Origin of the sequence: Streptomyces sp. NBC_01551 (genome assembly GCF_026339935.1) — a bacterium.
Classification (GTDB): domain Bacteria; phylum Actinomycetota; class Actinomycetes; order Streptomycetales; family Streptomycetaceae; genus Streptomyces.
Genome location: NZ_JAPEPX010000001.1, coordinates 4917190 through 4929881, shown reverse-complemented (window position 1 = coordinate 4929881; position 12692 = coordinate 4917190). Strand labels below are relative to the sequence as shown.

Annotated in this window: 11 protein-coding genes; 3 read left to right on the top strand and 8 right to left on the bottom strand. The window is 70.8% G+C overall.

All coding sequences use genetic code 11. The features are described 5' to 3' along the window. Nucleotides 1–22 precede the first annotated feature (22 nt). From OG982_RS22475 to OG982_RS22445, 7 genes are all read right to left on the bottom strand, one after another. Entirely contained in the window at nucleotides 23–499 is a 477-nt protein-coding gene (locus OG982_RS22475) for a hypothetical protein (RefSeq protein ID WP_266949175.1), read from the bottom strand. Nucleotides 500–653: 154 nt separating this feature from the next. After that, the gene (locus OG982_RS22470) at nucleotides 654–2072 is read right to left on the bottom strand and encodes an FAD-binding oxidoreductase (protein ID WP_266784000.1); all 1419 of its coding nucleotides are present in this window, start codon (nucleotides 2070–2072) and stop codon (nucleotides 654–656) included. Nucleotides 2073–2104: 32 nt separating this feature from the next. Further along, nucleotides 2105–2899, bottom strand: coding sequence for an ABC transporter permease (locus OG982_RS22465; RefSeq protein ID WP_266784002.1), 795 nt, complete (start codon nucleotides 2897–2899; stop codon nucleotides 2105–2107). Then, the gene (locus OG982_RS22460; protein WP_266784004.1) at nucleotides 2899–3828 is read right to left on the bottom strand and encodes an ABC transporter permease; all 930 of its coding nucleotides are present in this window, start codon (nucleotides 3826–3828) and stop codon (nucleotides 2899–2901) included. Before OG982_RS22460 ends, OG982_RS22465 begins: the two co-directional genes overlap by 1 nt. Beyond that, nucleotides 3825–4994, bottom strand: a complete 1170-nt coding sequence (locus OG982_RS22455) for an ABC transporter ATP-binding protein (RefSeq protein WP_266784006.1) — start codon at nucleotides 4992–4994, stop codon at nucleotides 3825–3827. Before OG982_RS22455 ends, OG982_RS22460 begins: the two co-directional genes overlap by 4 nt. 67 nt (nucleotides 4995–5061) lie before the next feature. Then, nucleotides 5062–6312 (bottom strand): spermidine/putrescine ABC transporter substrate-binding protein, encoded by a 1251-nt coding sequence (locus OG982_RS22450; RefSeq protein WP_266949174.1) that lies wholly within the window; start codon nucleotides 6310–6312, stop codon nucleotides 5062–5064. Between the two features lie 72 nt (nucleotides 6313–6384). Next, complete coding sequence (locus OG982_RS22445) at nucleotides 6385–7902, bottom strand: gamma-aminobutyraldehyde dehydrogenase (RefSeq protein WP_266949959.1); 1518 nt, start codon at nucleotides 7900–7902, stop codon at nucleotides 6385–6387. Between the two features lie 194 nt (nucleotides 7903–8096). Between OG982_RS22445 and OG982_RS22440 the strand changes: the two genes are divergently transcribed. Continuing rightward, the gene (locus OG982_RS22440; RefSeq protein WP_266949173.1) at nucleotides 8097–8666 is read left to right on the top strand and encodes an NADAR family protein; all 570 of its coding nucleotides are present in this window, start codon (nucleotides 8097–8099) and stop codon (nucleotides 8664–8666) included. A gap of 464 nt (nucleotides 8667–9130) precedes the next feature. Beyond that, the gene (locus OG982_RS22435) at nucleotides 9131–10765 is read left to right on the top strand and encodes a TROVE domain-containing protein (protein ID WP_266784012.1); all 1635 of its coding nucleotides are present in this window, start codon (nucleotides 9131–9133) and stop codon (nucleotides 10763–10765) included. A gap of 77 nt (nucleotides 10766–10842) precedes the next feature. Here the strand turns inward: OG982_RS22435 and OG982_RS22430 are convergent, their stop codons facing one another. Further along, on the bottom strand, nucleotides 10843–11547 hold the full coding sequence (locus OG982_RS22430; RefSeq protein ID WP_266949172.1) for a DUF4190 domain-containing protein: 705 nt from the start codon (nucleotides 11545–11547) through the stop codon (nucleotides 10843–10845). A 110-nt stretch (nucleotides 11548–11657) separates the two neighbouring features. On the opposite strand from OG982_RS22430, the gene OG982_RS22425 reads away from it, so the two are divergent. Continuing rightward, the gene (locus tag OG982_RS22425) at nucleotides 11658–12683 is read left to right on the top strand and encodes an adenosine deaminase (RefSeq protein ID WP_266784016.1); all 1026 of its coding nucleotides are present in this window, start codon (nucleotides 11658–11660) and stop codon (nucleotides 12681–12683) included. Nucleotides 12684–12692 lie beyond the last annotated feature (9 nt).

Genomic DNA, 12692 nt, shown 5'->3' with positions numbered 1-12692 from the left:
ATGGTCCAGACCAATCCCCTTGTCAAGGCTTCCGACCCTCCCCTGCGGCGACGCGCGCGGCGGTCAGCGCCGCGGCCTCGTGCATCGCGAGCTCCAGCACCACCGGGTCGGTCAGGGTCCCCCGGCCGTCGGGGACCACCAGCCAGCGCACCCCGACCGCGGCCCGGCCCGGGTACGGGACCACGATCCAGGTGCCGCGACCTGCCCCTCGTACCCCCGTGGCGAGCCAGCGCGAGGCGGTGCCCGCGGGCACGAAGAAGCCCAGCCGCGTGTCGCCGAGATCGGCGAGCACGGGGCCGGGCGCGTCGAGGAGCCGGGTCAGTACGTCGAGGGTGGCCTGCCCCAGCTCCCCGGGCAGGATCAGTACGTCCCAGTGCCGGCCGGCGGGCAGGAGGGCGACCCCGAAGGGGTTTCGCTCCCATTCCCACCGGCAGGCAGCGGGATCCGGCGCCGCCGAAACCAGCCATTCCACCGCCGTCTTGTCCCCCGGGGTCGTCATCGCCCGGCCTCCGTTCCCTGTGTGTCGGTGAGTCCTCACCGAGGGAGAGCGGGGCCGGGCGCGACCATGACGCGGAACGCGTCACCCCGTGGGGGTGACGCGGCTCACGGGAGGGACCGGCGGAGTGCGCCGGGGGCGTACGCGGCGGCCGGGGTCAGCTGTCGAAGCCCAGGCCGAGCTTGTCCAGGGCCTTCAGCCACAGGTTCCGGCGGCCGCCGCGGGCGTCGGCCCGGGCCAGCGACCACTTGGTCAGCGTGATCCCCGTCCAGGCGAACGGCTCCGGCGGGAACGGCATCGGCCGGGACTTGACCATCTCCAGCTCGGTGCGCTCGGTGCGGGCCCCGTCCAGCAGGTCCAGCATCACGTCGGCCCCGAAGCGGGTGGCCCCGACCCCGAGCCCGGTGTAGCCGGCCGCGTAGGCGACCTTGCCGCCGTGCGCGGTGCCGAAGAACGCGGAGAAGCGCGAGCAGGTGTCGATGGCGCCGCCCCAGGCGTGGCTGAACTTGATGCCCTCCAGCTGCGGGAACGCGGTGAAGAAGTGCTGCGCGAGCTTCAGGTACGTCTCGGGGCGGTGGTCGTACTCGGAGTCCAGCTTGCCGCGGTAGGGGTAGATGGCGTCGTAGCCGCCCCACAGGATGCGGTTCTCCGGGGTGATCCGGAAGTAGTGGAACTGGTTGGCGCTGTCGCCGAGGCCCTGGCGGTTCTGCCAGCCGATGGCCCCCAGCTGTTCGGCGGTCAGCGGCTCGGTCATCAGCGCGTAGTCGTAGACCGGGACCGTGAACGGCCGGATCCGCTTGACCAGGGAGGGGAAGATGTTCGTCCCCAGCGCCACCCTGCGGGCGAAGATCCGCCCGTACGGGGTGCGGACGGCCATGCCTGCGCCCGAGGAGGTCAGGGACAGCCCGCGGGTGTTCTCGTAGATCCGCACGCCCAGCGAGAGGCAGGCCCGCTTCAGGCCCCAGGCGAGCTTGGCGGGATTGAGCATGGCGACGCCGTCGGTGTCCCACAGGCCCGCGAGGAAGGTCGGCGAGTCGATCTCGGCGCGCAGTTCGTCGCGCTCCAGCCAGCGCGAGCCGCCCGCGAGGCCGAGCTTCTCGGCCTCCTCGTACAGCTCGCGCAGCTCCTCGACCTGGTGGGGCTCGGTGGCGACGTCGATCTCGCCGGTGCGCTCGAAGTCGCAGTCGATGCCGTAGCGGGCGATCGCCGCCTCGATCTCGTCGAGGTTGCGGGCGCCGAGCTCCTCCAGCCTGGCGAGCTCGCCGGGCCAGCGGGCCATGCCGTTGGCGAGGCCGTGCGTGAGGGAGGCGGCGCAGAATCCGCCGTTGCGTCCGGAGGCGGCCCAGCCCGCCTCCTTCGACTCGATCAGGACGACGTCCCGGGCGGGATCGCGCTCCTTGGCGATCAGCGCGGTCCACAGTCCGCTGTACCCGCCGCCGATGACGAGCAGGTCGCAGGCCTCGTCGGAGGTCAGCGCCGGCTCGGCGGCGGGCTTGCCGGGGTCGTCCAGCCAGTACGAGACCGGCAGTGCTTCGGAAAGGGATTGAGCAACACTTCGCATGGCGACTGGGGCCATGTCTTCCAACTCCCCACAGAGTTACTTGGGCGTTACTGGTGCTGAGTCTTCTTGCGGCGGTTGCCGACCATCTGGCCGGCGAGGACCACCAGCACCGCGATGACGAACATCGCCGTGCCGATGACGTTGATCTGTACAGGCGTACCGCGCTGGGCCGATCCCCACACGAACATGGGGAAGGTGACGGTGTTGCCCGAGTTGAAGTTGGTGATGATGAAGTCGTCGAACGAGAGCGCGAAGGAGAGCAGCGCTCCGGCCGCGATACCGGGCGCGGCGATCGGCAGGGTGACCCGTACGAAGGTCTGCACCGGTCCCGCGTAGAGGTCGCGGGCGGCCTCTTCCAGGCGCGGGTCCATCGACAGGACGCGCGCCTTGACGGCGGCGACGACGAAGCTGAGGCAGAACATGATGTGGGCGATCAGGATCGTCCAGAAGCCCAGCTGGATGCCCATGTTGAGGAAGAGCGCGAGCAGCGAGGCCGCCATCACGATCTCGGGCATGGCCATGGGCAGGAAGATCAGCGAGTTGACCGCACCGCGCGCCCGGAACCGGTAGCGGACGAGCGCGAACGCGATCGCCGTGCCGAGGGCGGTGGCGACGACGGTCGCCCACAGGGCGATCTGGAGCGACAGGGACAGGGAGCCGCACATGTCGGCGACCCCGCAGGGGTCCTTCCAGGCGTCGAGCGAGAACTCCTGCCAGGCGTAGTTGAAGCGCCCGGTGGGGTTGTTGAAGGAGAAGACCGTGACGACGACGTTCGGCAGGATCATGTAGGCGAGCGTGCCGAGGCCGAAGATGACGACGAGATTGCGGCGGAGCCAACGCATCAGACCAGGTCCTCCGTTCCCGCTCGGCGGATGTAGACGGTGACCATGATCAGCACGATGGCCATGAGGATGAAGGACAGCGCGGCCGCCGTCGGGTAGTCGAGGATCCGCAGGTACTGCGACTGGATGACGTTGCCGATCATCCGGGTGTCCGTGGAGCCGAGCAGCTCCGCGTTGACGTAGTCGCCGCTCGCGGGGATGAAGGTCAGCAGGGTTCCGGAGACCACGCCCGGCATCGACAGCGGGAAGGTCACCTTCCGGAAGGTCGTGGAGGGGCGGGCGTACAGGTCCCCGGCGGCCTCGTGGAGGCGGGTGTCGATCCGCTCCAGGGAGGTGTAGAGCGGCAGGATCATGAAGGGCAGGAAGTTGTACGTCAGACCGCAGACGACGGCGAGCGGCGTGGCGAGCACCCGCTCCCCCTCGGTCATCCCGAGCCAGCTGGTGACGTCGAGGACGTGCAGGGTGTTGAGGACCTCCACCACCGGGCCGCCGTCGGCCAGGATCGTCTTCCAGGCCAGCGTGCGGATCAGGAAGCTGGTGAAGAACGGCGCGATGACCAGCACCAGCAAAAGGTTTCTCCAGCGGCCCGCCTTGAAGGCGATCAGGTAGGCCAGCGGGTACCCGAGCAGCAGGCACAGCGCGGTCGCGGTGCCGGCGTACAGCAGCGAGCGCAGGAACTGCGGGTAGTACTCGGTGAGGGCGTCCCAGTACGTCTGGAAGTGCCAGGTGACCTCGAAGCCCTCTTCGAGGGAGCCGGTCTGCACCGAGGTGGAGGCCTGGTAGATCATCGGCAGTACGAAGAACACCAGCAGCCACAGGATGCCGGGGAGCAGCAGCCAGTACGGGACCAGTCGCTTGCGCGCGGACGCCTTGTGGACCGGGGGTTCGGCGGGTGCCTCGGCCCGCGGCGGCGCGGCGGTGGCGGTCATGAGCCCTCCTCGACCGTCTCGATGCCCGCGTCGCCCATCGTCCCTGCAAGCATGGACTGAGCGGCGTCGAGGCCGAAGGTGTGCTCCGGGTTCCAGTGCAGGACCACCTCGGCGCCGGGGGCGAGGCGGGCGTCCCGCTCGATGTTCTGGACGTACACCTCCAGCTCGGGGCAGACCGGGCTGTCGATGACGTACTGGGTGGAGACGCCGATGAAGGAGGAGGCGGCTATCGTGCCGCGGACCTTGTTGCGGCCGGCCGCGACGGTGTCCTCCTCGTCCGCGTGGACCAGGGAGATCTTCTCCGGGCGCACCCCGACGAGCAGCTTTCCGCCGGCGCGGGGGGTGGTCGAACATCGCGCCGCGGGCAGCCGGAGCGTGGTGCCCGCGCTGGAGACGACGACGTCGGCGGCGCCGGCCTCCAGGACCTCGGCCTCGATGAGGTTCGAGGTGCCGAGGAAGTTGGCGACGAAGGTGGTCTTGGGGTTCTCGTAGAGCTCGGCGGGGGCACCGAGCTGCTCGACGCGCCCGCCGTTCATCACGGCGACCGTGTCGGCCATGGTCATGGCCTCCTCCTGGTCGTGCGTGACGTGCACGAAGGTGATGCCGACCTCGGTCTGGATGCGCTTGAGCTCCAGCTGCATCTGGCGGCGCAGCTTGAGGTCGAGGGCGCCGAGGGGCTCGTCGAGGAGCAGCACCTGGGGGTGGTTGATGAGCGCGCGGGCGACGGCCACGCGCTGCTGCTGGCCGCCGGAGAGCTGGTGCGGCTTGCGGTGGGCGAACTGGCCGAGTTCGACCAGCTCCAGCATGTCCTCGACCTGCTTCTTGACGGACTTGATGCCGCGGCGGCGCAGCCCGAAGGCGACGTTCTCGTAGATGTTCAGGTGCGGGAAGAGCGCGTAGCTCTGGAAGACCGTGTTGACGGGCCGCTTGTACGGCGGCAGCTGGGTGACCTCGCGGTCGCCGAGGCTGACCGTGCCGGTGGAGGGCTCCTCCAGGCCGGCGATCATGCGCAGGGTGGTGGTCTTCCCGCAGCCGGAGGCGCCGAGCAGGGCGAAGAAGGAGCCCTGGGGGATGGTGAGATCGAGCGGGTGCACGGCGGTGAACGAGCCGTAGTGCTTGCTGATCCCGGCGAGGCGGACGTCGCCGCCCGCGGTCTTGTCAGTCATGGGTCGCGGCCTTCGGTGGTGGTGTCGTCGGAAGGGTGCGGGAGCGCGGGTGCCGTGCGTGGGCCCGTCAGGCTCCGATGAGCTTGGCGAACTTCTCTTCGTACGCGGTCTCTTCCTCGGGGGTGAGGGAGCGGAACGCGTGGGCCTTGGCCGCCATGGCCTTGTCCGGCACGATCAGGGGGTTGTCCGCGAGCTCGGGATCGATCTTGGCCAGCTCGTCCTTGACGCCCTCGACGGGGCAGACGTAGCTGATGTAGGCGGCCAGCTGGGCGGCGACCGGGAGCTCGTAGTAGTAGTCGATGAGCTTCTCGGCGTTGGCCTTGTGCCGGGCGTGCGCGGGCACCAGCAGGTTGTCGCTGGAGCTGATGTAGCCGGGGGCCGGGATGGCGTACTTGATGTCAGGGTTTCCGGCCTGGAGCTGGATGACGTCGCCGGCCCAGGCCAGGCAGGCCGCCAGGTCGCCCTTGTCGAGGTCCGAGGTGTAGTCGTTGCCCGTGAAGCGGCGGATCTGCTTCTTGTCCACGCCCTTCTGGAGCCGGCCGATGGCCTCGTCGTAGTCGGCGGTGGTGAAGGTCGCCGGGTCCTTGCCCTGGTCGAGCAGGGTCATGCCGACGGTGTCGCGCATCTCGGTGAGGAAGCCGACCCGGCCCTTGAGGGAGGGGTCGTCGAGCAGCTGCGTGACGGAGTCGACCTTCTTGCCGTCGGTGGCCTTGGAGTTGTAGGCGATGACGGTGTCGATGCCGGTCCAGGGGTAGCTGTAGGCGCGGCCCGGGTCCCAGTCGGGGCTGCGGAACTGCGGGATCAGGTTGGCGTAGGCGTGCGGGAGGTGGGAGGGGTCCAGCCTCTGCGCCCAGCCGAGCCGGATGATGCGGGCGGCGAGCCAGTCGGTGACCACGATGAGGTCGCGGCCGGTGTCCTGGCCCGCCGCGAGCTGCGGGCGGATCTTGCCGAAGAACTCGACGTTGTCGTTGATGTCCTCGGTGTACTTGACCTTGATCCCGGTGCGCTTGGTGAACTCCTCCAGCGTCGGACGGGACTTCTCGTCGTCGCTGGTGTCCATGTACTCGGTCCAGTTGGAGAAGTTGATCTCCTTCTCCTGGGCCGAGCGGTCGTCGGAGGCCGCAGCCGCGCCGCCCTCCCGTTTGGCGGGCGGGATCCCGCAGGCGGTCAGGGAGGACAGACCGCCGAGGGTGAGCGCTCCGACTCCGGAGGCGCGCAACAGCGAACGGCGGGTGAGGGCGCCGCGGCCGTCGGTGAGGCTGCGCCGCATCGCGGCGAGTTGCGCCGCCGAGAGGCGGTCGGGCTCGAACTGCTCCATGGGCTGTGCCCTTTCGGGATGGGTGCCGCTGGTCGGGCGGCGGGGTGGCCACGCGGCGGAGGCCGCGTCTCGTTAGGTGCGGTCCCCGAAGATCGTGCGGTGCCAGTCCTTCTCGGCGACCGCGGTGTTATCGAACATAACGTGTTTGACCTGCGTGTACTCCTCGAAGGAGTAGGCGCTCATGTCCTTCCCGAAGCCGCTCGCCTTGTAGCCGCCGTGGGGCATCTCGCTGATGATCGGAATGTGGTCGTTGATCCAGACACAGCCCGCTTTGATCTCGCGGGTGGCGCGGTTCGCCCGGTAGAGGTCGCGGCTCCAGGCGGAGGCGGCGAGTCCGTACGGGGTGTCGTTGGCCAGCGCGATGCCTTCGTCGTCGGTGTCGAAGGGCAGGACGACCAGGACCGGGCCGAAGATCTCGGACTGGACGACCTCGCTGTCCTGGGCGGCGCCGGCGATCAGGGTGGGCCGGAAGTAGGCGCCCTCGGCGAGTTCGCCGCCGGGGACCTCGCCGCCGCAGACGACGGTGGCGTACGCCCGGGCGCGCTCGACGAAGCCGGCGACCCGGTCGCGCTGGGCGTGCGAGACGAGCGGGCCGAGGTCGGTCGTGGCGGCGAAGGGGTCGCCGAGGCGGACGGTCTCCATCAGCTCGGCGACCCGGGCGACGAAGGCGTCGTGCAGCGGGCGCTGGACGTAGGCGCGGGTGGCCGCGGTGCAGTCCTGGCCGGTGTTGATGAGGGAGGCGGCGACGGCGCCGTGTGCGGCGGCCTCCAGGTCCGCGTCGTCGAAGACCAGGAAGGGGGCCTTGCCGCCGAGCTCCAGGTGGAGCCGCTTGACGGTGGCGGTGGCGATCTCCGCGACGCGCTTGCCGACGGCCGTGGAGCCGGTGAAGGAGGTCATGACCACGTCCGGGTGGCCGACCAGGTGCTCGCCCGCCTCCCGGCCGGCGCCGGTGACGATGTTGATCACGCCGTCGGGCAGACCCGCGTCCTTGGCCGCCTGCGCGAACATCAGGGAGGTCAGCGGGGTGAGCTCGGCGGGCTTGAGGACGATGGTGTTGCCCGCCGCGATGGCCGGGAGGATCTTCCAGGCGGCCATCTGGAGCGGATAGTTCCAGGGCGCGATGGAGCCGACGACCCCGATCGCCTCGCGGCGTACGTAGGAGGTGTGGTCGCCGGAGTACTCGGCGGCCGCCTGCCCCTGGAGGTGGCGCGCGGCGCCCGCGAAGAAGGCGGTGTTGTCGATCGTCCCAGGTACGTCGAACTCCGTGGACAGCTTGATCGGCTTGCCGCACTGGAGCGACTCGGCGTACGCGAAGTCCTCGGCCTGCTCGGCCAGCACGGCGGCCAGCCGGTGCAGCGCGTCGGAGCGCTCCCCGGGGGTGGCGCCGGACCAGCCGGGGAAGGCCCGCTTGGCGGCGGCGACGGCCTCGTCCACGTCCGCCGTGCTCGCGAGCTCGTAGGTGAGGACCTCGTCGCCGGTCGCCGGGTCGATGACCGTGTGTGACCGGCCCGAGGTGCCGGACGTGAGTCGTCCGTCGATGTACTGCGCGCCGTCTGCGAAGCGGTCCTTAACCTGGAAGCGGTTACCCATCACGCTCTCACGCTCTCCGTAGCTACAGTTCGAGCTACAGCTCGAATTGAGTGCCGATCCTGACAGAGGTGGGACCCTCGGCCAAGTGATTCCGTTGTTGCCTTTTGATTACGCGACGGAATCGGTCGACCATGTGTCGAGGCACAACGAAAATCCCGTACGAAGTGTCAGTGGCGACTGCCAGACTCGCGTGCATGGAAATGATCGATGGCTTGATCAGGCAGGTCAGCAGCGGTGAGCGGGTGAAGTTCCTGCCGTTCTGGGGGCACCGGCCGCGGCTCGACGGGTCGCTCGGGCCGAGCTGTCTGAGCCAGTGGTGGCCGTCCGCCTTCACTGTGGGTGACGTCCGGTACGCGACGGCGGAGCACTGGATGATGGCGGGCAAGGCCCGGCTGTTCGGGGACGCCGAGGCGGAGCGCGCCGCGCTGGAAGCGACGAGCCCGGCGGCGGCGAAGCAGGCCGGGCGCCTGGTGCGCGGCTTCGACGACGCGATGTGGGAGCGCGAGCGGTTCGCCCTGGTGGTGGAGGGCAGCGTCCACAAGTTCGGCTCCGACCCGGCGCTGCGGGGGTACCTGCTGGGCACCGGGAACCGGGTGCTGGTGGAGGCGAGCCCGATGGACCGGATCTGGGGCATCGGCCTCGCCGCCGACGACGAGCGCGCCCTGGACCCGGCGCGCTGGCGCGGGCTGAACCTGCTGGGCTTCGCCCTGATGGAGGCCCGCGAGCGGCTGCGGTCGGGCGCGGACGCGGCGGCGCGGGACTGAGCCGGAAAAACCGTTCGCGGCGGTCCGCGGCCGCCGCCTAACGTAGGAGTCGTCCAGGTGCGAAGGCGAGACCTACTTCCACTCTTAATGGGGCGGTCGCGGGTTCGAGTCCCGTCACCGGCTTCCGAGCCGGTGTAGCTCAGTTGGCAGAGCACCACGTGGTTTCGCCGAACTCGACCTCTGGACACCTACGTCACGCACCTCCCGGTGCGCCCGGCAGCGGCTACTTCTCCAAAAAGCCCGCCGCAGCCGCATCTGATCTCGGGAGGCACGCGTGCGGTATGTCCGGTGCGCAGGCGACGGTTACTTCCGGGACCGGGAGGTCGCGGGTTCGAATCCCGCCCAGCCTCGGCTGGTGGAGCAGCTTGGAAGCTCGCCCGGCTACAGTCCGTCGCCGACCTCTGATCTCGGGCATCCCGCACGTCACGCCTCCCCCGGTTTCCACTGAATTCGGGGGGATTCACATGGCTCGTTTCAACCTGCGCTCGTCCAAGACCAAGTCCGCCAAGACCGCGGCCACTTCGGCCTCCGCTGCCGCTCCGTCCGCCGCGGCCACCTCACCCGTCCGGACCACCGGCCGGCGCGCCACTGGTCACCAGGGCGGCGCGGGCTTCGTCCGCGACCCGCGCTCCGAGCTGTTCCTGCTCGCCGTCGCCAACTTCGTGACGCAGCAGACCTTCTACGAGGGCGGCCAGGCCCGCGACGACCGGTTCGCGGCGCTCGTGCGACGGCTCGCCGTCGAGGATCCCGAGTGGACCGCCGGCCTGCTGGCCTGGCTCCGGGGCGACGGCAACATGCGCACTGCCTCACTCGTCGGCGCCGCCGAGTACGTCCGGGCGCGGCTCGACGCCTCGGTCACCGGGGGCCCGTCGAACCGGCAGGTCGTGGACTCCGTGCTGCGCCGCGCGGACGAGCCCGGTGAGCTGCTGGCGTACTGGACGGCGACGTACGGGCGGAACGTGCCCAAGCCCGTCAAGCGCGGAATCGCCGACGCCGTGCGCCGGCTCTACTCCGGCACCTCGCTGCTGAAGTACGACACCGCCTCCAAGGGCTTCCGCTTCGGCGACGTCCTCAATCTCGTGCACGCCTCCCCCGACCCGGCCAAGGCCTGGCAGGGCGAGCTGTTCCGGTACGCCCTCGACCGCCGGCACCACCCCGAGACCGCCGAGGTGCCGGCCGGCAACCGCACCCTGGCCGCGCACCGGGAGCTCATGGAGCTGCCCGTGACGGAGCGCCGGGCCGTGGTCACCGCCCCCGACGGGGCCGAGCGGCTGGCCGCGGCGGGCATGACGTGGGAGGCGCTGGCCGGGTGGCTGCAGGGCCCGATGGACGCGGCCGCCTGGGAGGCGGTCATCCCGTCCATGGGAGTGATGGCGCTGCTGCGGAACCTGCGCAACTTCGACCAGGCCGGGGTCTCGGACGCGGTGGCGGCGGGCGTCGCGGCGAAGATCTCCGACCCCGAGGTCGTGGCGCGGTCGCGGCAGTTCCCCTTCCGCTACCTCGCCGCCTACCAGCACGCGCCGTCGCTGCGCTGGGCGTATCCGCTGGAGCAGGCGCTCGGCCACTCGCTGGCCAACGTACCGGCCCTGCCGGGGCGGACGCTGATCCTGGTCGACCGGTCCGGGTCGATGTGGTCCCCGCTCTCGGACCGTTCGCAGCTCAACCGGGCGGACGCGGCGGCGATCTTCGGTACGGCGCTGGCGCTGCGGGCCGAGCACGCGGACCTCGTGCAGTTCGGCACCGGAAGCAAGGCGGTCGCGTACGCGCGCGGCGAGTCCGTGCTCAAGGTGCTGGACCGCTTCGAGAACCTGGGCGGCACCTACACCGCCGAGGCGATCCGGCAGCACTTCGCGGACCACGACCGGGTCCTGATCGTCACGGACGAGCAGGCCACCTACCACTACGGCGGCGACCCGACGGCGCTGGTGCCGGACACGGTCGCGGTCTACACCTGGAACCTGGCCGGGTACCGGGTCGGGCACGCGCCCGCCGGCTCCGGCAACCGGCACACCTTCGGCGGGCTGACCGACGCGGCCTTCCGCATGGTCTCCCTGATCGAGGGCGGCCGGGACGCCGACTGGCCGTGGGCCGCGGCGTAGCACCGCCCGCGCGAGGGCGCGGACGACGGGGCCGGGCCCGGGCGGCGACTGCCCCCGGGGCCGGCCCTGTCGGCGCGTCAGACCCGCTGGTGGTTCTGCGAGTTCGAGTACGGGCTGTCGTAGCCCGAGTCGTCGTCGAGCTCACCGAGGTCGGCGAGCAGGCCGACTCCCATGATCGCGAGCAGCAGGCCGCCCAGCACGATGCCCACCGCGCCCAGGATCAGACCGGCCAGCGCCATGCCCCCGTTCGTGGCCTCACCGCGGTTCGCCTTGCCCCGGCCCAGGGCGCCGAAGACGACGGCGGCGATGCCGAGCGCGACCGCGAAGATGCTGGTGACGCATCCGACGACCGAGAGGATGCCGAGGACGAGCGAGGTGACGCCGAAGCCGTTGTTCGGCTGCGCTCCCGGGTAGGCCGCCGGGTAGCCGGTGGAGCCCGGGTAGCCGGGATAGCCGTAGGACGCCGGGGCCTGCGGCTGGACCGGGTAGCCGTAACCGCCGGGGGCGGGCTGGGACGGATACCCGTAGGCCGGGGACCCGGGCGGGGTCACCGGCGAGGCCCCGGGTATCGGCATCGGGTGCGTCGCCGGCGACGGCGCGGAGGCCTGCGGGAACTCGGCGCCGGGCATCCCCGCGATGGTCGGCTGGTCGTGCACGGACGGCGTGGACGGCCCGGACGGCGCGCCCGACACGCCCGGCGTGCCCTGCTGCTTCACCGGATCGACGGCCGGCCGCTCCGGCGGTGCCCACGGATCGCGCGGCTCGGGGCTGTGGTCGGTCATACGGCGCCCCCCTCTCGTACAGCCATGCTAAGGGCTGGCACCGACACTCCCGGGGGCCTGCCTACGATGAAGCCGCTCTGTCCGCACCGCGTCCTCCCGGAGGCCCCCTCATGCCCGACCTGACCCCCTTCATCGCGGGGCTGCCCAAGGCCGAACTCCACGTCCACCACGTCGGCTCGGCTTCCCCGCGCATCGTGGCCGAACTCGCCGCCCGCCACCCCGACTCGAAGGTCCCCACCGACCCCGAGGCGCTCGCCGACTACTTCACCTTCACCGACTTCGCGCACTTCATCGATGTCTACCTCTCGGTCGTCGACCTGGTCCGCACTCCGGACGACGTCCGCACGCTCACCTTCGAAGTCGCCCGCGACATGGCCCGGCAGAACATCCGCTACGCCGAGCTGACCATCACCCCGTACTCCTCCACCCGCCGCGGCATCGACGAGAAGGCCTTCATGGAGGCCATCGAGGACGCCCGCAAGGCCGCCGAGACCGAGCTCGGCGTCATCCTGCGCTGGTGCTTCGACATCCCCGGCGAGGCCGGCCTGGAGGCCGCCGCCGAGACCGCGCGCCTCGCCGTCGACCTGCGCCCCGAGGGCCTGGTCTCCTTCGGCCTCGGCGGCCCCGAGATCGGTGTGCCGCGCCCGCAGTTCAAGCCGTACTTCGACGCCGCCCGCGCCGCCGGCCTGCACAGCGTCCCGCACGCCGGCGAGACCACCGGCCCGGAGACGATCTGGGACTCGATCCGGGACCTCGGCGCCGAGCGCATCGGCCACGGCACCAGCGCCACGCAGGACCCGGAGCTGCTCGCCTACCTCGCCGAGCACCGGATCGCGCTGGAGGTCTGCCCGACCTCGAACATCGCCACCCGCGCGGTGACCGACCTGGACCGGCACCCGGTCAAGGAGATGGTCGCGGCGGGCGTGCTCGTCACCATCAACAGCGACGACCCGCCGATGTTCGGCTCCGACCTCAACAACGAGTACGCGGTGGCCGCCCGGCTCCTCGACCTCGACGAGCGGGGGCTGGCGCAGCTGGCGAAGAACGCCGTCGAGGCCTCCTTCCTGGACGAGGCCGGCAAGGCGAGGATCAGCGCCGAGATCGACACGTACACCGCCGCCTGGCTGGCGCGCTGACGCCTGCGG